Source organism: Psychromicrobium lacuslunae (genome assembly GCF_000950575.1).
GTDB lineage: Bacteria > Actinomycetota > Actinomycetes > Actinomycetales > Micrococcaceae > Renibacterium > Renibacterium lacuslunae.
Map to the genome: position 1 here is coordinate 2,882,867 of NZ_CP011005.1, position 20,914 is coordinate 2,903,780.

The 20,914-nt window shown below is 56.6% G+C and carries 22 protein-coding genes; 13 read left to right on the forward strand and 9 right to left on the reverse strand.

Translation table 11 applies throughout. The features are described from left to right. Nucleotides 1-58: 58 nt before the first annotated feature. The 7 genes from rnpA to UM93_RS13555 all read left to right on the forward strand — a co-directional run bounded on the left by rnpA (nucleotide 59) and on the right by UM93_RS13555 (nucleotide 5,164). Complete coding sequence (rnpA, locus tag UM93_RS13525; protein ID WP_045076064.1) at nucleotides 59-445, forward strand: ribonuclease P protein component; 387 nt, start codon at nucleotides 59-61, stop codon at nucleotides 443-445. Then, nucleotides 435-833, forward strand: a complete 399-nt coding sequence (gene yidD / locus UM93_RS13530; RefSeq protein ID WP_045076065.1) for a membrane protein insertion efficiency factor YidD — start codon at nucleotides 435-437, stop codon at nucleotides 831-833. Before rnpA ends, yidD begins: the two co-directional genes overlap by 11 nt. Nucleotides 834-857: 24 nt before the next feature. Next, nucleotides 858-1,826: a membrane protein insertase YidC gene (gene yidC, locus UM93_RS13535; RefSeq protein WP_045076066.1), complete on the forward strand. Its 969-nt coding sequence runs from the start codon at nucleotides 858-860 to the stop codon at nucleotides 1,824-1,826. A 2-nt stretch (nucleotides 1,827-1,828) separates the two neighbouring features. Then, nucleotides 1,829-2,365 carry a Jag family protein gene (locus UM93_RS13540; protein ID WP_045076067.1) on the forward strand — a complete coding sequence of 179 codons (537 nt, stop codon included), beginning with the start codon at nucleotides 1,829-1,831 and terminating at the stop codon, nucleotides 2,363-2,365. A 14-nt stretch (nucleotides 2,366-2,379) separates the two neighbouring features. Continuing rightward, on the forward strand, nucleotides 2,380-3,021 hold the full coding sequence (rsmG, locus tag UM93_RS13545) for a 16S rRNA (guanine(527)-N(7))-methyltransferase RsmG (protein ID WP_045076068.1): 642 nt from the start codon (nucleotides 2,380-2,382) through the stop codon (nucleotides 3,019-3,021). 102 nt (nucleotides 3,022-3,123) lie between these two features. After that, the gene (locus UM93_RS13550; RefSeq protein ID WP_422784958.1) at nucleotides 3,124-4,098 is read left to right on the forward strand and encodes a ParA family protein; all 975 of its coding nucleotides are present in this window, start codon (nucleotides 3,124-3,126) and stop codon (nucleotides 4,096-4,098) included. A gap of 58 nt (nucleotides 4,099-4,156) precedes the next feature. Beyond that, complete coding sequence (locus tag UM93_RS13555) at nucleotides 4,157-5,164, forward strand: ParB/RepB/Spo0J family partition protein (protein WP_045076069.1); 1,008 nt, start codon at nucleotides 4,157-4,159, stop codon at nucleotides 5,162-5,164. Between the two features lie 73 nt (nucleotides 5,165-5,237). Here UM93_RS13555 and trxA read toward each other — a convergent pair whose 3' ends face one another. The 5 genes from trxA to UM93_RS13580 all read right to left on the reverse strand — a co-directional run bounded on the left by trxA (nucleotide 5,238) and on the right by UM93_RS13580 (nucleotide 10,886). Then, nucleotides 5,238-5,564 carry a thioredoxin gene (gene trxA / locus UM93_RS13560; RefSeq protein ID WP_045076070.1) on the reverse strand — a complete coding sequence of 109 codons (327 nt, stop codon included), beginning with the start codon at nucleotides 5,562-5,564 and terminating at the stop codon, nucleotides 5,238-5,240. Then, nucleotides 5,561-6,568 carry a thioredoxin-disulfide reductase gene (trxB, locus tag UM93_RS13565; protein ID WP_045076071.1) on the reverse strand — a complete coding sequence of 336 codons (1,008 nt, stop codon included), beginning with the start codon at nucleotides 6,566-6,568 and terminating at the stop codon, nucleotides 5,561-5,563. Before trxB ends, trxA begins: the two co-directional genes overlap by 4 nt. Nucleotides 6,569-6,661: 93 nt before the next feature. Beyond that, entirely contained in the window at nucleotides 6,662-8,047 is a 1,386-nt protein-coding gene (locus UM93_RS13570) for a hypothetical protein (protein WP_045076072.1), read from the reverse strand. Between the two features lie 77 nt (nucleotides 8,048-8,124). Beyond that, nucleotides 8,125-10,296: a murein biosynthesis integral membrane protein MurJ gene (murJ, locus tag UM93_RS13575; RefSeq protein WP_157874154.1), complete on the reverse strand. Its 2,172-nt coding sequence runs from the start codon at nucleotides 10,294-10,296 to the stop codon at nucleotides 8,125-8,127. 47 nt (nucleotides 10,297-10,343) lie between these two features. Further along, complete coding sequence (locus UM93_RS13580; protein WP_045076073.1) at nucleotides 10,344-10,886, reverse strand: NUDIX hydrolase; 543 nt, start codon at nucleotides 10,884-10,886, stop codon at nucleotides 10,344-10,346. 40 nt (nucleotides 10,887-10,926) lie between these two features. Here UM93_RS13580 and UM93_RS13585 point away from each other — a divergent pair, with 40 nt between their 5' ends. The 3 genes from UM93_RS13585 (at nucleotide 10,927) to UM93_RS18035 (ending at nucleotide 13,614) form a co-directional block, all read left to right on the forward strand. Beyond that, entirely contained in the window at nucleotides 10,927-12,390 is a 1,464-nt protein-coding gene (locus UM93_RS13585) for a CCA tRNA nucleotidyltransferase (RefSeq protein WP_045076074.1), read from the forward strand. After that, nucleotides 12,380-13,003: a histidine phosphatase family protein gene (locus UM93_RS13590; protein WP_045076075.1), complete on the forward strand. Its 624-nt coding sequence runs from the start codon at nucleotides 12,380-12,382 to the stop codon at nucleotides 13,001-13,003. The genes UM93_RS13585 and UM93_RS13590 overlap by 11 nt, the downstream gene beginning before the upstream one ends. Nucleotides 13,004-13,482: 479 nt before the next feature. Continuing rightward, nucleotides 13,483-13,614 (forward strand): hypothetical protein, encoded by a 132-nt coding sequence (locus UM93_RS18035; protein WP_267884321.1) that lies wholly within the window; start codon nucleotides 13,483-13,485, stop codon nucleotides 13,612-13,614. Nucleotides 13,615-13,721: 107 nt separating this feature from the next. Here UM93_RS18035 and UM93_RS13595 read toward each other — a convergent pair whose 3' ends face one another. Next, the gene (locus UM93_RS13595) at nucleotides 13,722-14,084 is read right to left on the reverse strand and encodes a DUF805 domain-containing protein (RefSeq protein WP_045076076.1); all 363 of its coding nucleotides are present in this window, start codon (nucleotides 14,082-14,084) and stop codon (nucleotides 13,722-13,724) included. A 201-nt stretch (nucleotides 14,085-14,285) separates the two neighbouring features. After that, nucleotides 14,286-15,146 carry a trypsin-like serine peptidase gene (locus tag UM93_RS13600; RefSeq protein WP_157874155.1) on the reverse strand — a complete coding sequence of 287 codons (861 nt, stop codon included), beginning with the start codon at nucleotides 15,144-15,146 and terminating at the stop codon, nucleotides 14,286-14,288. A gap of 359 nt (nucleotides 15,147-15,505) precedes the next feature. Between UM93_RS13600 and UM93_RS13605 the strand changes: the two genes are divergently transcribed. Then, complete coding sequence (locus tag UM93_RS13605; protein ID WP_082057159.1) at nucleotides 15,506-17,014, forward strand: glycosyltransferase family 87 protein; 1,509 nt, start codon at nucleotides 15,506-15,508, stop codon at nucleotides 17,012-17,014. A 70-nt stretch (nucleotides 17,015-17,084) separates the two neighbouring features. On the opposite strand, the gene UM93_RS13610 is transcribed toward UM93_RS13605, so the two are convergent. Continuing rightward, on the reverse strand, nucleotides 17,085-17,699 hold the full coding sequence (locus tag UM93_RS13610; protein WP_045076078.1) for an NAD(P)-dependent oxidoreductase: 615 nt from the start codon (nucleotides 17,697-17,699) through the stop codon (nucleotides 17,085-17,087). An 83-nt stretch (nucleotides 17,700-17,782) separates the two neighbouring features. Between UM93_RS13610 and UM93_RS13615 the strand changes: the two genes are divergently transcribed. After that, nucleotides 17,783-18,178 carry a winged helix-turn-helix transcriptional regulator gene (locus tag UM93_RS13615; protein WP_045076079.1) on the forward strand — a complete coding sequence of 132 codons (396 nt, stop codon included), beginning with the start codon at nucleotides 17,783-17,785 and terminating at the stop codon, nucleotides 18,176-18,178. Further along, nucleotides 18,175-19,635 carry a phytoene desaturase family protein gene (locus UM93_RS13620; protein ID WP_045076080.1) on the forward strand — a complete coding sequence of 487 codons (1,461 nt, stop codon included), beginning with the start codon at nucleotides 18,175-18,177 and terminating at the stop codon, nucleotides 19,633-19,635. Before UM93_RS13615 ends, UM93_RS13620 begins: the two co-directional genes overlap by 4 nt. Nucleotides 19,636-19,724: 89 nt before the next feature. On the opposite strand, the gene UM93_RS13625 is transcribed toward UM93_RS13620, so the two are convergent. Then, entirely contained in the window at nucleotides 19,725-20,759 is a 1,035-nt protein-coding gene (locus UM93_RS13625; protein ID WP_234399321.1) for a LacI family DNA-binding transcriptional regulator, read from the reverse strand. Nucleotides 20,760-20,914: the final 155 nt, after the last annotated feature.

Below are 20,914 nucleotides of genomic sequence, written 5' to 3' on the forward strand. Positions count from 1 at the left end.
TCGATTTTCTCGGGCTGGTTGCATGCTCCTCGTTCTGTTTTGAGATCAAGGATCTGACGTGCTGCCCGCAGCTAACCGCATCCGTTCGGCGAACGAATTTTCATATACCGTCCGTTCCGGCGTCCGATCAGGGCGCCGGAACTTGGTGTTATATACGGTCGTTGAACCAACGGGACCGAGTTGCGTTGGCTTCATTGTCGCTAAAACAGTGGGTAACGCGGTAGTCCGTAATCGGGTAAGACGGCGTTTGCGTGCGGCCGCGGCTCAGACCATATCTGCGCAGCCGAGTGGTTTGAAGATCGTGGTCCGGGCGCTGCCGGCAGCTGCAGCTGCTAGCTGGCCAGAACTGCTTAAGGACTATAACTCGGCGTTGCAGATGAACTTGGAAAAGGTCAGGCGATCGGATTCGACACGATCCGAAGGAAAGGTGAGAGATGGGCAGTAGCGTATTGCGGTCACTGCTCGCTGTCGGCCGCCTGATCTGGAACCTGCCCCGTAATGTTCTGATCGGCTTACTCAAAGGCTATCGGTTTTTGATTTCGCCGCTTTACGGTCAGGTCTGCCGCTACTTTCCGAGTTGCTCGGGTTACGCCCTTGAAGCAGTTACCGTTCACGGTGCCGTTCGGGGCAGCTACTTAGCGGTCCGCCGATTGCTGCGCTGCCACCCGTGGAGCGCCGGCGGCATTGATCATGTGCCGGCTCACCGACATATAGAGAAGAATTTTGCCGGGCGTTCAGTCGATCAGACGCCTCGGATCGTGATGCTTAACCATCCTGAGCGTTACCTTGACCACCCGCACGACGGCAACGGCTCATTGAGTCGAGCGGCCTAAGCCCTAGAGGGGAAAAAGCGAATAATGGATCTCTTTGGATTCTTCGGCACGATCCTGACACCATTCAAATGGCTGGTGTCCTGGATCATGTGGGCCTTTCATGAAGGTTTCACCTTCATCGGGCTGCCCAGTGGCTCCGGCTGGACCTGGACTCTTTCCATCGTCGGCCTGGTGTTGGTGATCCGGGCAGCGCTTATTCCGGTTTTCGTGCGTCAAATCAAGGCGCAGCGCGGTATGCAGGCCTTGCAGCCCGAGATGAAGAAGCTCCAAGCCAAGTACAAGGGCAAGACGGATCAGCTTTCCCGTCAAGCAATGGCGCAAGAACAGATGGCCTTGTATAAGTCTCACGGCACCAACCCGTTCTCGGCGTGTTTGCCTATTTTGATTCAGATGCCGTTCTTCTTCTCGTTGTTTCAGGTGCTGTCCGGTGTTTCTCACGCTAGCCAGAGCAATCAGGGAATCTTCGCGCTGAGCGCGGATCAAATCAAGCAGTTCGATAATGCTGATATTTTTGGCGCGCGGCTTTCCGACGCATTCCTGCCGATGATTCAAAACGGTAACCCGAATGTCTCGGTGATCATTCTCTCGTTGATCATGATCCTGGCGATGATCGCTTCGCAGTTCATTACCCAGAAGCAGATTATGGCGAAGAATATGAATGATGAGGCGATGGCCTCACCGTTCATGCGCCAACAGAAGATGATGCTCTACATCCTTCCCCTGGTCTTCGGTGTGGGCGGTATTAACTTCCCGATCGGCGTGCTGATCTACTGGACCACCACCAACTTGTGGACAATGGGTCAGCAGTTCTTCGTGATCCGAAGGATGCCGACGCCTGGATCCCCCGCCTATCGCGAATACATGAAGCGGCGCGAGGCAAAGGGGTTGCCGCTGATCAGCAATATTAAGAAGTCGGAACCTGAAGCCGAAGTGGTTGAGGAACCTAAGGGCCAGCGGGTGCAGCCGCAACGTAAAAACCGAAAGAAGAAATAAATATGACCGCCGAATTGCCCGTTGAAGACGCCGTAGTGAGTGAAGATGCTGAAGAGCAGGCCCCGGCTGCCAGCCGCCTCGAAGAAGAGGGCGATGTAGCCGCTGATTATCTTGAGGAGCTGCTCGATATCGCGGATATTGATGGCGATATTGATATTGAGGTGCGCAATGGCCGCAGCTATCTTTCCATCGTTGCCGATCAGCAGAGCGAGTCGCTGACCGGCCTGGTGGGACGAGATGGTGAAGTGCTAGAGGCATTGCAGGAGCTGACTCGACTCAATGTGCTCTCGGCCACCGGGCACCGTTCTCGACTCGTGCTGGATATCACCGGCTATCGCCAAGAGCGCGCGGGAGTTCTGGTTCAGATCGCGCGGGACGCTGTTGAGAAGGTCAAGCAGGGTGAGGCATCGGTTTCGTTGAAACCGATGGGTGCTTATGAGCGCAAGATCGTACACGACGCCATTGCTGACCTCGGCTTTGTCAGCGAATCAGAGGGCGAAGGTGCTGGCCGGCATATTGTGGTCAGCGCCGCCGAATAATTCTCGTGTCGGAGATGGATATTGAGACGGGCCGAGTAGCCACGCAGATTTTTGCTGACCGGCTTGAGTTAGCGGAACGCTATGTTGCGCATCTGGCCAGCTCCGGTATTGAACGAGGGCTTATTGGTCCCCGTGAGGTTCCTCGATTGTGGGACAGGCACGTGCTGAACTGTGCAGTCATCACCGAGTTCATTCCGTCCGATGCGCATGTTGCCGATGTTGGTAGCGGTGCTGGTCTACCGGGCCTGTGTATTGCTATTGCTCGACCGGATCTTCGGGTGACATTGATTGAACCCCTTGAGCGGCGGGTGCTGTGGTTGGAAGAGGTCATCGCGGACCTGGGGTTAAGCGGTGTTGAGGTGCTGCGGGCGCGCGCCGAGCAGGCAGTACAAAGCGTTGATTGCGATGTGGTCACCGCTCGGGCAGTGTCGGCCTTGGACAAACTGGTGACTTTAACGCTCCCCTTGTTGCACGGCAATGGCCAGCTGCTCGCCATTAAAGGCCGGAGCGCGCAAGAGGAAGTGGCTGCAGCGGCTAAGGCAATTCGTAAACTAGGTGGTCGCTCCGCTGAGGTGCTAGTGGCAGGTGCAGATGTGCTTGCTGAGCCCACCACGGTGGTTCGTATTCAAGTGGGCGAGCCTGGCCCGGTAGGCTAGAACTGTCGATATAGATCGACCGAACTCTGGAAGGTGCGTCGAGTGACCAAACGCCCGGTTATACCGCAGCGTATACCGACTTTTAGCGCGCTCAGCTCGACCATTTCAGGGGTTAGTCAATCTAATTCAGTAGATAAGCTTGGTGAGTTGATGGTTTCACGTGAAACAAAGTCCACAAAGAGTGTGATTGATGAGGTGGACGATGATAGTCCGATCGGTCGTGAGCTAGCTAACGAAACTCGACGTCGAGAGAAGCTACTTGGACGGAAGTTGCCTACACCTGGCCGTACTCGGATTATGACTGTCGCTAATCAAAAAGGTGGGGTCGGTAAGACGACCACCGCTGTGAACATTGCCGCCGCACTCGCGGCGGCGGGTTTGCAGGTTTTGGTGATCGATATGGATCCTCAGGGCAATGCCTCCACCGCCTTGGGTATCAACCATCGCGCTGAGGTCGAGAGTATTTATGATGTGCTCATTGACGATGTACCGCTTGCAGAGGTGGTGGCCGCAAGTCCGGATTTAGACAATCTGTATTGCGCCCCCGCGACCATTCACCTTGCCGGGGCCGATTTGGAACTTGTCTCTTTGGTAGCTCGTGAGCAGCGTTTACGTAAAGCGATTGCGGCCTATGTGGATTATCGTGAACGTGAGGGCCTGCCGCGTCTCGACTATGTTTTTATTGACTGTCCGCCGAGTCTAGGTCTGCTCACGGTCAATGCGTTTTGTGCCGCCTCAGAGGTTCTTATTCCTATTCAGTGTGAGTACTATGCGCTTGAGGGCTTGAGTCAGCTGCTCAATAATGTCAGCATGATTCAGAAGCACTTGAATGGTGACCTTGCGGTATCCACGATTTTGCTAACAATGTACGACGGTCGAACGAACCTTGCCGCTCAAGTAGCTGCCGATGTCCGAGAACATTTCCCCGATCTTGTGCTCAAGGCGGTAATTCCCCGGTCTGTCCGGATCTCGGAAGCTCCAAGCTTCCAGCAGACGGTGATGACCTACGATCCCTCCTCGACCGGCGCGCTGGGATATTTAGAAGCCGCAGCTGAATTGGCCGAACGCGCTAACTAGAACGGTTAGGATTGTATCTACAGGGATAACAGTCCGATCCAGCTAGTTAGGTGTTTTTGTGGCCGAAAAACGTACAGTCTCCGATAAGCAGCGCCGCGGTTTGGGCCGTGGTCTTGGTGCTCTCATACCCTCAGCCGATGTTTCACGTGAAACGGAAGCAGCAGGCTCCCGTCCGGTGGATCTCTTTTTCCCGGAAGGAGCGGCAAAAAAAGCCGCTCCTACTAAGGTTTCACGTGAAACAACCGAGCTTGTCGAGGTTCCCGGTGCCGTCTTTGCCCAGCTAGCGCTTAGTTCTATTCATCCGAATCAGAAGCAGCCCCGCTCGGTCTTTGATGAAGATGATATGGCAGAGCTGGTGCATTCGGTGCGTGAGATTGGCGTACTGCAGCCAATTGTGGTGCGCAAGAGCAGTTCAAAGGGTAGCGAGTCCTATGAGCTGGTTATGGGCGAGCGACGCTGGCGAGCTAGCCAGCTAGCTGGCTTGGAAACCATTCCCGCTATTATTCGCGAGACGTCTGATGATGATTTGCTTCGTGACGCGCTTTTAGAGAATCTTCATCGCAGTCAGTTGAATCCTCTCGAAGAGGCAGCCGCCTATCAGCAGCTATTGGAAGATTTTGGCACTACTCATGAAGAACTGGCTGACCGGATTGGTCGATCCCGCCCCCAGGTTTCGAATACCCTGCGCCTATTGAAACTACCGCCGGTAGTGCAACGTCGAGTGGCGGCGGGCGTGCTCTCCGCCGGCCATGCCAGGGCGTTGTTATCTCTCCCTGACAGTGAGGCGATGGAGAAGCTCGCTCAGAAGATTGTTGCGGAAGGACTATCTGTGCGAGCGACTGAGGAAGCGGTGGCACTCTGGCAGCAACCCAGCGGCCGCCGTCCGAGCGCTGAGCGGACTTCCGCCCGGCACGAACGCCTAGACTTTTTGGCAAGTTCACTTGCGGATCGTCTTGATACCAGCGTCAAGATTTCTCTTGGTGCGCGAAAGGGCAAAGTCAGTATTGAATTTGCCTCTGTTGAAGACTTGAATCGAATTATGACTGTATTGAATCCAGAAGGCTAGCTCTGGCGTAGCTCAGTAGCGAACAAAAAGAGCCGGTGTTTCACGTGAAACACCGGCTCTTTTCTATAAGTGGTTACTTCAAGTAGTCAGCAAATTCCTGCTCAAAAAACGGCTTTGGTTTGGCGCCAATCACTGTGTTCTTGAGCTCACCATTAGCAAATAAGAACACGGCTGGGATGGAGGTGATTCCGTATTCCGCAGCGACAGCGGGGTTCTCATCAACGTCCACTTTAACGACCTGGACCTTATCAGCGTATTGCACTGAAATATCGTCCAAAATGGGCCCAAGCTTACGGCAAGGACCACACCATTCTGCCCAGAAATCAACAATAACCGGTTTCTCTGAGTCTATTACTTCGCTCTGGAAGGTATCGTCGGTTACGGCTTTGGCGTTGCTCATGATGCGGCTCCTTCAGAGTCGGTAAGGATCAAATCGAGTTCTGATGTGTCATTCTTGTTCAGGCTTGCCAAATAATGCTCGACGTCGAGGGCGGCCACACAACCTGAGCCGGCAGCGGTTACGGCTTGGCGATAATGCGGATCAATCACGTCGCCCGCTGCGAAAACGCCCGGCAGATTGGTTCGTGAAGAACGACCCTGAACCGCGATGGTGTTGTCCTCGGTGAGGTCAAGGACACCACGGACTAGGTCAACTCGAGGATCGTTGCCTATAGCAACGAAAAGACCGGTGACCGGAAGGTCAGCCTCTTCGGAGGTCTTCAGATTGCGCAGCTTCACTCCAGTGACTTTAGTGTCACCATCAATACCGATCACCTCGCTGTCCCAGATGAACTTGATCTTGGGATTATTCAGGGCACGATCCTGCATGATCTTTGAAGCACGCAGGCTGTCGCGGCGGTGGATCACGGTGACTGAATTAGCGAACTTTGTCAGGAAGGTGGCCTCCTCCATCGCGGAATCGCCACCACCGACCACAGCGATCTCCTGGTCTTTGAAGAAGAAACCGTCGCAGGTGGCGCACCAACTCACGCCACGACCAGATAAGCGCTTTTCGTCATCCAAACCGAGCTCGCGATAGGCCGAGCCGGTTGAGATGATCACCGTCTTGGCCGAGTACTTCTTACCGGAACCTGTGCTGATTTGCTTGATCTCACCATCCAGCGAGACCTCGGTGACATCGTCGTATTCAATCTGAGCGCCAAAACGTTCGGCTTGCTGCTGTAGGTTCTCCATCAAATCGGGACCCATCACACCTTCGGGAAACCCCGGGAAGTTCTCCACATCGGTGGTGTTCATTAGCTCGCCGCCAGCTGTCACCGAGCCGGCAATTACCAGCGGTTTCAGGTCTGCGCGGGCTGTGTAGATAGCTGCGGTGTAGCCGGCCGGACCAGAGCCGATAATGATCACATCGCGAACGTCACTCTGGGTGGTTTCAGTGCTCACGGAAGCAGAACTCCTTGTATGGTGATGAATTACTTCGGCCGGTATAACAGTCTGAGTAACCGGCTTATTCCAAGCTGAGGCTTGAGTACCAGCCTACTTGATGGTGATCTCACCGATTTTCAGCGCATAGGGGTAGGTGCGCGGTGACTGCAGCTTTGGCAACTGGGTGAAGTTGATAATGACATACTGGGCCTTGCTGCCAGCCGGTGCCGGAACGGTGATATTAGGTCCGGTGAAGCTTCCGGTGCCTATTTGTTTTGCACCGCTCAGGCTGGGTTTAGAGTTTGTCAGCACCTCGAAGCTGCCTCCAGAACTCCCAGACTGGGCAATACTCACTGTGCTGATATCGGAGATTTCCTTCAACTGAACCACCAGGGCAATGCTCTTAGCAGCGCCGATGAAGTCATCGTTGCTGAACTCGAAGGTTTGCCAGAGGGTGGCAGGATTCCCGTCGAAGAGATTGGCTAGTTTGCCTTCGGGGAAGCTCGACGCGTCCTTCATATCTTGAACCTGCTGGGTGACGGCGGCAATTGATGGAGCAACCGTGGGTGCTGAACTGGTGGGAGGAGCGCTACTACTCGGTGAAGTCTGGCTAGTAGTTGGGCTTGACGGACTGGGCGCGGCTTGATTATTGGTGAAGTTACTAATGATGGGTACCACCGCGAAGATGACCGCGAGCGCCAAAATCACCAATAGAATGCCACCGACCAGCCAGCGCCCACTTTTCGGTGCGTTGGCCTCATCGTCGTCAAACCCTTCGGTCACCTCATCGCTTTGCTGACTCACTGATGCCACCGCGCTGGCGGGGAAGGTTCCAGGCTTGCGCCCCTCTGGTATGGATTCCCGTGCGTCAGAACTAGAGCTGCCCACAATGGGTGCCGGGCTCAGCGAGGCTTCCTCATCGGTCCATTTTGAGACTTTGGGTTTGGCAGCTACCTCGGGTGCGGTGTCAGTTGCTGGTGTAGCTGCCGCCGAGCGAGGTGCCACGGCTGGCGGTGGTGGCACGGGCACAGATGATTTCGATGCTCTATCGGTGGTCGGCGTTTCAGGGATATATGGAGTGTTGTCCTCGTAGACATAGTCGTAGTCCCCAGCGACTGGTTCGCTGGGCCGCTCAGCACCGAAAATATCGACTCCGAGCGTATCGGTGAACTGCGGTTCAGTATATGGAGTGGTCGGAATCAGTAAATCGAGCAGATCGGCGGCTTGGCTCTTGCTCGCGATCATATAAGCGGTGCCCTCGCCCAATCCCAGGTCCAGGATCTGGAATCCCGCATGTCGTTCACCGGTAGCTACTTCACGGGCGCCCTGAGTGAGGTTCTCGGCATTTTCAGTGCCAGCGATGACAATACTCACCGGACGATTTAGCACCTGGTCGACGCCATCAAGGACCTGATCGCCTTCTGCGGACACCAAAACGCTGGCGGTGACTTTGTAGCGACCGCCAAGTACCGTACCGACTTCTCCAGACTGCGACAATATGCTGCCCTCCTTGGCTTCCGATCCTATCCGATTGTTGACCTCAGTCGCAGGAAATAGCGGCTCTAAGCATCGATCTAAGAGCCACCTTGTCTCGGGTGCAAGGACCCGAGATCCAAAACTTCAGTGAAGTGCGGCTCGACAAAGGTGTCGGTTTGAACAATAAGGTCGAGGAGTTCATCACTCGTGGTGTGGGTAGCAACTAGGTAGGTAGCACTCCCACTGGTCCAAATATCCAGAATGAGAAGTGCCTCAGGATGTTCACGAAGAGTCAGGATTTCGCGGATTCGGAGCCGTAAAATCTTGGCTGCCTGCGGTGTGGCGGCAAGCACCAGGATCGGTCGGTGCAATAACGAGTCAACGCCTTGGTAGACCGATCCACCGTGCGCTGAGGCAACCGCGATATCGCTGATGTCATATCGTTGGCGCAGTTTCACGGTTTGCTCGACTGGCCGTTCCTGAGCTGCAGGTGCGGCCTGGACCGGCGGTTCTGGGTCGCTGAGCGCCGATTCAGAGGACTCCTTGGGCAGATCGCTTCCGCGGCTCGGTGCAAATCGGGAAAGTCGGCCGAGAATCGGGGTTAGTAGGGTGTCGAGCTCGCGATTCCGCATCATCTTTAAGCCGAGCCAATAAACCCCGGCCATTACTATCCCGACTACCGCCAAGGTCACCAGGGCGGTGAGAGTGGAACGCCAGGCGAAGCCGTCGAAACTTCCTCCGATGAAGCTACCGCCCCCCATGGCGGCGAGCACCAGTGCTCCGACAATGGCGGCGAAGACGGCTGCCACCAAAAACTGGGTGTGTGAGCGCACGATTCGGGCGACTTCGAAATCGCCGATCTTACGACGTAGCACCGATCCGGAAAGGAACGGCGAGATGATATTTCCGGCCGATACGGTGGCTAAGAGTGCGAAGATTTGAAATTCGCGCGGAACCAGCAAAACCGCCAACGCGGTGCCGATGCCGAAAATAATCAGGAAGGCCTGCAGGATGAAAGGGGTGCGCGCATCTTCGGTGACATAGAAGACGCGGTTGAACATGAAATTCAGGCTAAGGAAGGGTGAGCTGATGGCCAGGATGCAGACCGCAATACCCATTGATAACGCGGCTTGATGATCGCCACCACCCATCACTGTGCCGATCTGGCCGGAAAGCACGATCAGAGCGGCAGAACCGAACACGGTGATCGCACCCACGGTCCGGGTCAGTTGGGAGACTGCACCCACAAAAGCCTTCCGGTCATCACCGCTGAAGGCGCGTGACATTCGATTGAAGAAGATGGTCGCGACCGAGAGCACAATAATCGAATGCGGCAGGATGTAAATATCGCTGGCCCGATTGAATAAGAACAGCCCAGCGGTGTTCTCTACGGATTTTCCGTCCTGAGCCTTAGTGGCACCGGTAGCGACCCAGGTGATTAGCAGGTAGGAAAGTTGCCCGATCACCATGGTGCCTAGCGCCCAGCCCGCGATCTTCCCGGTATGTGAGAAGCCCATCCCTCGCCAGCCCCATTTGGGTCGCAATTTCAGCCCGAGTCGACGCAATGGCCAGAGCAGGATGAGTGCTTGTAAGACCACACCGAGGGTGGTGGTACCGGCCAATAGCATGGTCTGGGCGCTGCTCCAGTTATCTACGGTAGGAGCGGGGTGGTCCTTGTTTTGGCCTCCCCAGAGCGTGATGAAACTGAGAATGCCAGCGATCGCAACGACGTTATTCAACACCGGTGCCCAGGTGTAGGCACCGAAGCGGTCATTGGCGTTCAGCGCTTGACCCACCAGAGCATAAAGGCCGTAGAAAAAGATTTGCGGCAGCAGCCAGATCGAGAAGTGCACCGCGATCACTTGCTGCCTGCCCTCGAACTGGGTGAGTAAGTCGACCAGGAAGCTTGAGCAGAGCGTGAGCACGACGGTGATCACCAAAAGACAGAGCACCCCAAGCGTGAGCAGCCTGCTGAGATAGTCAACACCTCGGTCAGGCAACTTACTAGCTTTAATGATCTGCGGTACCAGTACGACGTTGAAGACACCGCCAGCGAGCATAATGTAGAGCAGGTTGGGTAGGTTATTAGCGGCATCGAAGATACTCGAAAGCGGACCCGTTGCCGCCAGGGCAACAGCAATCAGAGAGACTTTGACCAGTCCCAGTACCCGCGACACTAGGGTGCCCGCTGCCATCACTATGCCGGAACGTGCAGCTGAGGGCTGAGCAGCACGACCTTCCGCGCCTCTCACATTCTTAGAGGTTGACATCTCCATCATCATCGCACAGCCATTGCCGGCTGTCGGGTAAGCGGATGCTACTGGTGCTTAGGCCAGTTACTATTCGCCAGATCGGCGATTCGACGCTCATTCGGGAAGGAAAGTCGTTTAGCTAGATCACCGAGCTCCACCCAGGCCACGTCGATCGCCTCATGATCCGGATCGTTCTCTATGGTCAGCTCGCCGCCGGTCGCGCGCAGCAGGAAGTGATGCACCGTTTTATGAACCCGGTGCCCGGTCACGGTGAACCAGTAATCAATGCTGCCCAGCGGGGCCAGAATGTCACCCTCGATGCCCGTTTCCTCGGCAATTTCGCGGACGGCTGCCTGTTCATGCGTCTCAACGCCTTCAGGGTGCCCCTTGGGCAAGCACCACTCGACCCGGCCACCTCGGTTGAGCCTGGCAATAATGGCCACTCGGAGCCCACCGTCGTGCCGATCGACCACCACGCCACCAGCCGAAACTTCCTCAACAGTTGGCAGCGCGGAAACACTGCTGAGCGGTTGCCCGGCAGCCTGCTGCCCGCCCAGTGCCGAAGGCAAGGGCGTGCGCTTGGGTGCACTAGGAACCGGGTGGGTCATGACTCCCACTCTAACGAAATCTGGCAGGATATAAGGAACTATGATGCAGGTTCTGAACAGCTCCACACTCGATCCGGTTGTCCTTGAGCTGGGACAACGCTTTGTTGACGCCGGATTCGAGCTGTCCTTGGTGGGCGGCCCGGTTCGCGATCTTTTTTTGGGACGCCAATCGCCGGACCTAGATTTCACCTCCAACGCCACCCCGGATGAAATCCTCTCGGTGGTGAAAGGCTGGTCGGATGCGGTGTGGGAGATTGGCCGGGCCTTCGGCACCATTGGGCTCCGTAAGGCCGGTTTCATCATTGAAGTCACCACCTATCGTGCTGAGGCTTACGATCCGGACTCCCGAAAGCCAGAGGTGGCCTTCGGGGATTCCTTGGAAGCGGATCTGCGTCGCCGTGACTTCACCATGAATGCAATGGCGCTTCGCTTGCCGACGCTTGAACTAGTTGACCCCTATGGCGGGATTAAGGATCTGCACGCGGGCGTTTTGCGTACCCCGGGTCGGGCCGAGGACTCCTTCTCGGACGATCCCTTGCGGATGATGCGCGCTGCCCGATTTGTTGCCCAATTGGGGGTAGCACTCCACCCTGAGGTGGAGGGAGCAATGATTCAGATGGCTGAGCGAATCCAAATCATTTCCGCTGAGCGAGTGCGAGATGAGCTAATCAAGCTGATTTGCGCACCGCAGGCCAGGTTGGGTGTCGATATCTTGGTCAGCACCGGACTGGCGGATCAGGTATTGCCGGAGGTTTCCGCTCTGCGGCTGGAAACGGATGAGCATCATCGGCACAAAGATGTCTACCAGCATTCGCTACAAGTACTCGAGCAGGCCGCTGCGCTGGAGTCTGGACCCGATGGCCCGGTGCCGGGTCCCGACTTCGTGCTGCGTTTTGCGGCTCTGATGCATGACGTCGGTAAGCCGGCCACCAGGCGCTTTGAAGCGGCCGGCGGCGTCAGCTTCCGGCACCACGACGTGGTGGGTGCGAAACTCACTGCGAAGCGAATGAAGGCGCTTCGTTTTGACAATGACACCATCAAGGCAGTGGCCCGTTTGGTCGAGTTGCACATGCGTTTCTACGGATACGGTGAGGCGGGTTGGACCGATTCTGCGGTACGCCGATATGTTGCCGATGCCGGAGAGTTGCTGGAGCGCCTGCACCGTTTAACTCGTTCTGATGTGACCACTCGAAATCAGCGAAAGGCTGAGCGGCTGGCTTTCGCCTATGACGATCTTGAAAGCCGGATCACTGAGTTGGCCGCCCAGGAGGAACTGGCTGCTATCCGGCCCGATTTGGATGGTGCGCAAATCATGTCGTTGCTGGGAATCCGTCCCGGTCCTCAGGTCGGGCAGGCTTACAAATACCTGCTCAATGAGAGAATGGAAGACGGCCCGCTGGGTGAAGCGGAAGCGGAACGGCGGCTCCGGTTGTGGTGGGTAGAGCACCAGCCTGTGGACCAGGCGGACAATACTAAGGCAATGGAAAGCGGCAATGAGCACTGAGTCAGTTCCCTGGGATCACGTTACTTTGCCGAAATTGTGGCTACTGCGACATGGCGAAACCGAATGGTCGCGTAGCGGCCAATACACCGGTTTGACTGATTTGCCGTTGACCGAACGAGGCGAGGAACAGGCACGTTCGGCCAGGCCTGCTCTTGCCGCGGTCAATTTTGACCTAGTTCTCAGTTCACCCTTGCAGCGAGCTCGACGTACTGCGGAGCTTGCCGGGTATCCTCAGGCCGAACTCGAACCGCTGGCTCATGAATGGGATTATGGCGAGTACGAAGGGGTCAATAGTGCACAGGTACGCCAAGAGCGTCCCGGCTATTTGATCTGGAAAGACGGGGTGCCCGGCGGGGAGACTATCGATCAGGTCGCGGCTCGGGCGGATGCCGTTATCGCTCGAGTGATCAGCCCTCAGACGGATGGACCTTGCGCCGGCGAGGTGGTGCGGGATGCGCTGTTGGTAGCCCATGGTCACTTTCTGAGAATCCTTACCGCCCGCTGGCTGGAGTTAGATGCTCGCGAAGGGAAGCACTTCGTGCTCGGAACCGCAAAAGTTTGTACGCTCGGTTGGGACAAGCACACTCCGGCAATTGAACAGTGGGGGCTCTAGCTCGCTGCCGAGAAAGATTTTAGAAATTTTTCAGCTAATTTACAGATTTGGTATTGAGCACCGGCTTTAATGCTGTATGTTATTAACAGAAGTTCAGCGCACTCGCCTGGACCACCGCCACCAGATGAAAGGAGACCTTGAAATGGATATGAAAATTTCCCAGGATGCGTACGGTATTACCGGCAACGCCGTCATCGAGGCTCCTCTGGGTGGCCTGCTCAGCGCTTCGTAGCTGCAGCCGCCTTACGGCACTCTCGATGAATGGCAGCGTTGGCTGCTGTATTGAATCTTATCGACGTTACTAATTCGCGCCCGTTTCGTCCGTAACACTGTTTATTAAAGCAGTGTTAATTGTTGCGCCAAATTCAATTAATTAAACCAATTCTCGCATTCAATAAAATACAACTGGAGTTATTGTGTCTAACGCTCATCGCACCCATTCATCATTCAACGAACGAGCAGCTAGGGAGGTGACAGCCATGAGCCCCATGCCTTCGATCTCATCGATCAAGCGAGTCTTCTTCTCGCCCGTCGACGCCGAGCGTGTGCAACGTCAGCGTGATCGGGTGGAGAACGACTTCCGCTCGATGAACATCATGAATATCCGCTGAGTCTTCCAAAGGAGGCTCTGATGGATCAATCAAAGCCAAGCACAACGCAAACTGTGCAAGAGGCCCACGCCGCCCAGCGTGGGCTTCTTCGTTTAACTCGACACGGCTCAGCTATCTTCGAGAAGCCCAGGTTTGGTGCTGACGCTGGGCTTCAACCAATAAATCACTAAGACGATGATTCCCGCGATGGGTACCAGGAGCCAGAAGATGTTTTTCCAGTTGTAATCCGCGTCTCGCAGGCGCCGAACGGACACGGCTAAGTTGGGTAACAACACGCCAATTCCCCAGAGACTTGTCAGCACCGCGCCAAGGCTTGAGCTATCGCCGATGGCGAAAACGCTGAAAACATTCAGCGCCGCGGCGACCAGCAGATTGAAGAGCATCCACCACCAGAATTCGGGGAGCGTGGCGCGGCCAGCGAAGTCGGCATACTTACGGAATCCGGTCTGAATGGCTTCGGTAAAAGACATCGCACATCCCTCGGTTCTTGGCCCCTCGCGGTGATGGGTTGAGCAATAGTTTATGCCGTGCCCAGGGCGTGGCGGGTCACGACGCGAAGGAAAGCTGTTTGATGGCCTCTGGAGCATTTGGATAGCAGGCGAAGGTGCGGGCGGCCGACCACAGTGTCGACCGCCCGCGCTTGAAAGCCCTCAGCTATCTAGGAACCGGTGCTAATCATTGAGATAGGAGTTAAGCACCGCGCCGAACTCATTTGCCGCCCAGTAGTTGGTGAACTGGTAGTAGGGGATGTCGTTGTTATCGAAACCGTTGACACCGACTAGGGCGTAGCCCGAATCGTCATTGGGATCAGGAGAGAGCCAGCCGCCGCCGCTGGAGCCGCTGCCCAGTCGGCACTTAATTCCCTTGCTGTTATGGGAAACCCACTGATCCGCTTGGTAGGTGTAGTCGCTCTTGAGGTAGCCGCAGGTCTGGAGTAGTTGCCCATCTGCGAGCCGGGAGATCTCGGTGTTTGACCGAAGCGGCTCATCAGCGGACTGTCGATCTTCGTTCCACTTTTGTGAGACCTTGGTATCAACATACGGGTAACCCATATTGATGTACTGGGTATTGCTGGTGAAGAACGACGAACCGGTCATCTTGACTGAGGGGTACTTGCCGTTTTTCGGATTGAGGTTGCAATCCAGATTGGCGATGGCCCAATCGTAGGAGAAGTCATCGGGGTATTGCTCGGGAATGTAGTAGTTCGACTTCACCGTGCAGCCTGCGTAGTTCGGCGAAGCGCCGTTGTTGTATTGCAGGTAAAAAGTGTAGCCCGAGCTGGTGTTCTCCAAGCAGTGTGCATCGGTCACAATGGTGTGCGGGCCGACCAAAGTCGCACTGCAGTATTCGGGGCCGACCAGCTTGCCAGCCCAGGCGAAAGGATCCGCCGATTGATCCGCCGGTCGATAGCCGTCGACCAGTGTGGTGTAATCGTCCCCCTCGGAAGCGTTAGCGGGTATTGCCATTACCGAGCTGGCGCCCAAACATAGCACGCCGATAGTCATCAATATTGCACTTTTAGAGAGCTTCACGGTACCTCCTTGTAACGTGTTAATGCTGCTTTAGTGGATTCGTTATTGACTACGTCTAGGACGCTCCAAGAACCCCCAACGCTGGTGTGGCTCGTAGCCTCGTGACGCAAGAAGCCTCTTCTTGCGTCACGATCTGACGAACCCCTTCCCCAACTTCGCGAATGTGTCCCAGATCACATATTGACAGCCATCCAGCTTAATTGCAATTACAATTGCAGTTCAAGATTTAGTTATTTCGCTTCGTAATAACTGCTGCTGTCCACTAGTTGTTATGAGGCGGCCCGTGGTTTAGCTGATTCGAATCGTTCGGTCGCGGGCAGAAACGCTGTCTGATCAGCTCCAACGGCTAAGCTCGGATCATGCAGCGACCTAGGGGTATCGATATCCCCAGCAGAGACGACAGCTTGCTTGCCAAGTCAACCGAACTGATTGGCGGGCCACTGGGCGAACGGACCTCACCGGGCAGGGTTCGCACTGGTTTCTTCAGCGTGGAGCGGGTTTTGCTGCTCATGGTTTTGCTCTCCGCAGTGCTGGCCCTGATCTTCAAGGACCACTGCAGGCAACTCGGTTGGCTCACGCCGGACCAGTTTTCCACTGCCTGCTATTCACAACTTCCCAACGCCTTTATGGAACATGACCTCGCTCGGCTATTTCCGTATTTTTCACCGGGTTCATCGTTTGGCTACCCGCCCGTCGCTGGGTTTATTGCAGGTGTTACTGCCTGGTTGAGCGGCTTTGCCGGTACTGGTGGCGCGCAAGTCTTGGCGTTCTTCGATCTCAATGCAGTGTTGCTCACGGTGGTCTGGATTCTGGGCGTGCTGGCGCTGGCTCGCACTCATCGGCTTCGGCCCTGGGATGCCGCGATATTCGCTGCCTCACCGCTGATGCTCTTCATTGCCTTCAGCAGTTGGGATTTATGGGCGGCAGCACTGGGCGCAGTTGCGCTTTTTCTGTTTTCCCGGCGTCGAACCGGCTGGGCTGGGGTGGTGCTTGGCTTGGGCTGTGCTGTTCAGCCATATCTGATACTGGTTTTATTAGCCTTGCTGCTGGCCGCCTGGCGGCGCGGTGCGGTGCTCCGGGTAGTGCCGACCATGGCTGCCGCCTTACTGGCCTGGTTGATTATTAATCTGCCACCGCTGATGCTCAATCCCTCAAGCTGGCTGAGCTATTGGCAGGATGGCTGGAACAATGAGGCGGCTACCGGATCGATCTATGCCATTGTCACGGCCCTCGGCGAACGGCTCGGCGGTGTTGGTTTCACCGGCCTGGACGCCTCCTGGACCTCGTTGCTGTTGATCTGTGTTGGGATTGCAGCCATTTCATTGCTCAACTTCCGGGCCAGTCGGCCGCCGCGGGCGGCGACATTGGCATTCTTGCTGGTCGGCTGGTTTTTGCTGGTCGACAAATTCGCCGCCCCCGAGCATTTGATCTGGCTCCTGCCGCTACTGGCTTTGGCTAGGCCGCGTTGGCGTTCCGCGCTAATCTGGCAGGTTTTCGGACTGCTTTGGTATCTCGGCCAGCTGCTCTACCTTGGGGTGATTTTGGGGGACAACAACACTCAGCACGGTATTGATATGCCCTATTTCGTTTTGGCGGCCTTCGCAGCTGGCTTAGCTACGCTAGCGCTTATCGGGCTGATGTTGCGTGAGGTGTTATATCCGGAGCACGATATTGTGCGACGGCGCGGTGTTGATGACCCCTTATTCCAGTGGCTTCCGGAGCTGCCGCCAAGTCGGCCGTCACGCCATCCGGCGCACTTAGCGGTGGCTGAGAGCACCTTGCCTGCTGGGGATACTCCAACAGGCAACCAGACGAACAATCTGTCGGGCAACCTGGCGAAACAGCACGATTTAAGACAGCACGATTGAGGGCAGCTCTGGCCGTGTGCTAGCTGACAAGGCTGCCCTCAACTCAAGATCAGCCGGGTAATGAAGCTGCTTAGTTCGCCGCAGTGAAGCGTCGACCCGCGTGTTGCGGATTCTCAACTTCATCAAGGATGGCGACCGCGAAGTCCTGGCTGGAAATGCGCTCCCCGGCCGGGCTGTCCAAGCCCAGGGTGTAGCTGCCGGTGCGTTCTCCCGGTGCGATCATCGGCGAGGGAGAGATCATCGTCCAGTTGAGTTCTGCCGGAGCGTTACGGAGTTCTTCCAGCAGAGCGGACAGCGTGAGTGCTTCCGGGCGGTAAGCCTCGGGGAAGTTGGGGCTATCGACCAGGCGCTCGCCGTCAATGAGCAGCGAGCCAGCTCCGCCTACCACCAGGACCGGAGTCGACCCGACTGCCTCGAGTGCCCGTGTGCTTGCCGTTAGCCATTCCTGATGATCACCACCGGTCCGGCTTGGTCCGGTAGCGAACACCAGGACGTCGTTCTTCGCTGCGAGAGCGCTAACCGCCTCCGCGTCGGCTAGGTCGACAACCGCTGGCTCGGCGGCGCTCGCTGACTCGACCGGCTTTCCGCTGCGGCTGGCGGCAACAACTCGGTGGCCGCGGCGTACTGCCTCGGCGGTTACTTCGCGGCCGACCATTCCGGTCGCTCCAATGACTGCGATTTTCATAATTCCTCCTGCGTGGTTGATACTTTTAAAGTATCCTATTGATACTGATGGCTTCAATGAAACTATGTATCCACGAGGTAACTATGGAAACCAATATTTTGGATCCGAACTGTCCTTCTCGTCTGGTCTTTCAGCGGATCGGAGATAAGTGGGCGACTTTGGTGATTCAGGTGCTGGAGGACGGCCCGCAGCGGTTCAGTGATTTGCGTGGCAAGGTTGCGGTGATTACCCCCAAGGTGCTGACTCACACGCTACGTTCTTTGGAGCGTGATGGTTTGTTGACGAGGACGGTTTTCGCCCAGGTGCCGCCACGCGTTGATTACGAGTTGACGCCGCTGGGTCGAACCTTGCTGGAACCGTTGAAGGCATTGCGCCACTGGGCGGAAGCGAATGTTTCGGAGATGGTCCTGGCGCGGGATGCTTTTGACGAAGCTCAGGACGCGGCCCTGCTAGCCTCCTCGAAGGGTTCCTTCGAATGAGCGATGCGGTAGTCGTGGGGGCTGGACCAAATGGTCTGGCTGCTGCAGTCACTCTGGCCAGGGCAGGGCTTTCCGTTAAGGTCTATGAGCTCGCCTCCCAACTCGGCGGTGGGACGCGAAGTGCCGCGTTGACGCTACCGGGGTTTTTGCACGATGTTTGCTCTGCTGTACATCCAATGGCACTGGCCTCGCCCTTTTTTCAAGAGTTTGGTTTGGCTGAACGGATGGAGCTTCGGGTTCCGGAGGTTTCCTACGCGCATCCGCTGGATGACGGTCGGGCTGGCATTGCCTACCGGGATCTTAATCGTACGGTGGCTGAATTAGGCCGTGATGGTGCGGCATATCGTCGCTTGTTTGCGCCTCTACTGGCCAGGGTGGAGGGCATAACTGACTTCACCCAGCATCCGCTATTACGAATTCCAGCTGATCCAATCGCTGCTTTTCGTTATGCTCTGGCGGTTGCAGAACAGGGTAGCCTGCTCGGGGATCTTCGGTTCCGGGGGGAGGCAGCTCCGGCCATGATCGCCGGAGTCAGTGCGCATTCAATTGGAAAGATACCGAGTTTGGCGACCGCCGGGGCAGGCTTATTGCTCGGCACTTTGGCGCATGCGGGTGGCTGGCCGGTGCCGATTGGTGGCTCGCAGGCGATTGCCGATGCCATGGCCGCTGACTTTTCCGCCCATGGTGGTGAGATTGTGCTCAACCACCGGGTCGAAAGCCTTGCCCAGCTAAAGGCCGAAACTGGCGCAAAAATTCAATTGCTTGATGTTTCGGCGAGCGGTTTACTAGAGATCGCCGGGACGGAACTGCCCTCGCGATTCATCAGGTCTTTGCGACGTTTTCGCTACGGGCCCGGGGCATGCAAGGTTGACTTTGCCTTGTCCGGGCCAGTGCCTTGGACGAATCCTGAATTGGCGGCAGTAGCCACCCTGCACCTGGCTGGCACCAAGGCCGAGATAGCCCGTTCGGAAGCGCAAGTCGCCGCTGGTCAGCATCCAGAACAGCCCTACGTCCTAGTCAGTCAACCTAGTCCTCATGACGCTTCCCGGGCGCCGCTCGGGCAGCAGGTGCTGTGGAGTTACTGCCATGTGCCGGCCGGTTCGACGGTGGATATGACGGAGGCCGTGGTGCGGCAAATCGAGCGTTTTGCGCCGGGTTTTCGCGATGTGGTGCTAGCAAGCAAGGTGATAACGGCGGCGGAATACGCCCACTACAACCCGAACTACATCGGCGGCGATTTCAGCGCCGGCGCGGTAACCATCCGGCAGCTACTCAAACGGCCGGTGGTCTCAGCGCGGCCTTGGCGCACGCCGATACCCGGTCTGTATCTCGGTTCTTCCTCCACGGCTCCGGGGCCTAGTGTGCATGGACTCTGCGGATGGTATGCCGCACAAACTGCGCTTAAAGACGTTTATGGTCTAGCGGCGCCGGATCTCAGCCCGTCCGACGCTCTCTAAGCCGTAGTCCCTGGTAACCCCTTCCGTCGAGTGTCGAGATACGGGGCTTAGAGACTCCAAATAAGCCCCATATCTCGACACTCGAGGTCTTAGATTGTTGGGGATTCGGCGGAGCCGCGCGGAATCAACCGAGTTTTGACGGTGATGGCGCGTGCTGGACCTTGGCTGCCGACAGCTGATCCATCGAGACGACTGAAGAGCAGTTCGGCGGCGCGCTTTCCGATGGCGGCGGGATCTTGCGCTACCACCGAGATCCCAGGCCTAATCACGTCGGCCAATTCAAAGTCGTCGAAACAGAGCAGCGCTGGCCAGTCAGTATCCGAGGCACGAAGCGCCCGCAGAACAGCGACCGAGGCGCGGCTATTAGTGCAGAAAATAGCGGTGGGTCGTTCCTGAACAGACCAACGACTCATCTTGGTTAGCCAGTCTGCCAGGCTAGTGCCGCTGGATTGATCAGCGTGTTCCCACTGTGGCACCGCGGAGATTCCGGCTCCCCGTAATGCTTGCCAGTAACCGTCGATCCGCTGCTGCACGGTGTAGAGCTTACTGCCGTCGCTCAGACAGGCAATTCTCCGGTGCCCTTGGGTGATTAGGTGATTGACGCCGTCGACTGCGCCGCCAAAGTTATCGCTCAACACGGTGTCTGCTTCGAAGCCCTCCGGTGGCCGATCAACAAAAACCATTGGGGTGCCAGCCCGAATTTCCTCTTGCAGAAAACTCTGCTCCAAACCGCCGGGTGCCGCGACGATCAAGCCGTCAACGCGTCGTGCGCAGAGGGCTTGAATGAGTTCGCGAGCATGAGCCGTATCGTTGCTACTCGAAGCGGTGATCGACAGGGTGCCCCGCAGAGTGGCCTCGGTCTCGATCGCTCGATTCAAGGTGGAAAAAAATGGATCGGACATATCGTCCAGCACCACGCCAATGCTGGCCGCGATGCCCTGACGGAGCAGCCGGGCGCTGTCATTGCGTCGGAAATCCAGGGTTTCGATGGCGTTTTGTACAGCTGATCGAGTCTGTTCGCTGACATTGGCATCGCCATTGACCACGCGGGAAACGGTGGCGAGTCCCACGCCAGCCCGGGCGGCAACATCCTTCATGGTGGCTCGGGTACGGGCTGTGTTCATGCTGGAAACGTTACCGCAGCTGTGATTACGCATGATCCATGCTGGCTAATATCTGAGCGTTTTAGCCTGGAGCCCTTGACATCAGCCGATCGGCCACCGTAGATTCCTAGCAGTTTGGAAACGTTTTCATCGCCGTATCTCAGGCTTGTGAAATA

Bases quoted from the DNA above. Each gene is read 5' to 3' on its own strand.
- UM93_RS18035 (WP_267884321.1), top strand. From the start codon at position 13,483: ATGAGCCCCATGCCTTCGATCTCATCGATCAAGCGAGTCTTCTTCTCG.
- UM93_RS13590 (WP_045076075.1), top strand. From the start codon at position 12,380: ATGAGCACTGAGTCAGTTCCCTGGGATCACGTTACTTTGCCGAAATTG.
- UM93_RS13620 (WP_045076080.1), top strand. From the start codon at position 18,175: ATGAGCGATGCGGTAGTCGTGGGGGCTGGACCAAATGGTCTGGCTGCT.
- UM93_RS13625 (WP_234399321.1), bottom strand. From the start codon at position 20,759: ATGAACACAGCCCGTACCCGAGCCACCATGAAGGATGTTGCCGCCCGG.
- UM93_RS13615 (WP_045076079.1), top strand. From the start codon at position 17,783: ATGGAAACCAATATTTTGGATCCGAACTGTCCTTCTCGTCTGGTCTTT.
- UM93_RS13580 (WP_045076073.1), bottom strand. From the start codon at position 10,886: ATGACCCACCCGGTTCCTAGTGCACCCAAGCGCACGCCCTTGCCTTCG.
- UM93_RS13540 (WP_045076067.1), top strand. From the start codon at position 1,829: ATGACCGCCGAATTGCCCGTTGAAGACGCCGTAGTGAGTGAAGATGCT.
- yidC (WP_045076066.1), top strand. From the start codon at position 858: ATGGATCTCTTTGGATTCTTCGGCACGATCCTGACACCATTCAAATGG.
- UM93_RS13610 (WP_045076078.1), bottom strand. From the start codon at position 17,699: ATGAAAATCGCAGTCATTGGAGCGACCGGAATGGTCGGCCGCGAAGTA.
- murJ (WP_157874154.1), bottom strand. From the start codon at position 10,296: ATGTCAACCTCTAAGAATGTGAGAGGCGCGGAAGGTCGTGCTGCTCAG.
- rsmG (WP_045076068.1), top strand. From the start codon at position 2,380: ATGGATATTGAGACGGGCCGAGTAGCCACGCAGATTTTTGCTGACCGG.
- UM93_RS13605 (WP_082057159.1), top strand. From the start codon at position 15,506: ATGCAGCGACCTAGGGGTATCGATATCCCCAGCAGAGACGACAGCTTG.
- yidD (WP_045076065.1), top strand. From the start codon at position 435: ATGGGCAGTAGCGTATTGCGGTCACTGCTCGCTGTCGGCCGCCTGATC.
- trxA (WP_045076070.1), bottom strand. From the start codon at position 5,564: ATGAGCAACGCCAAAGCCGTAACCGACGATACCTTCCAGAGCGAAGTA.
- UM93_RS13585 (WP_045076074.1), top strand. From the start codon at position 10,927: ATGATGCAGGTTCTGAACAGCTCCACACTCGATCCGGTTGTCCTTGAG.
- UM93_RS13595 (WP_045076076.1), bottom strand. From the start codon at position 14,084: ATGTCTTTTACCGAAGCCATTCAGACCGGATTCCGTAAGTATGCCGAC.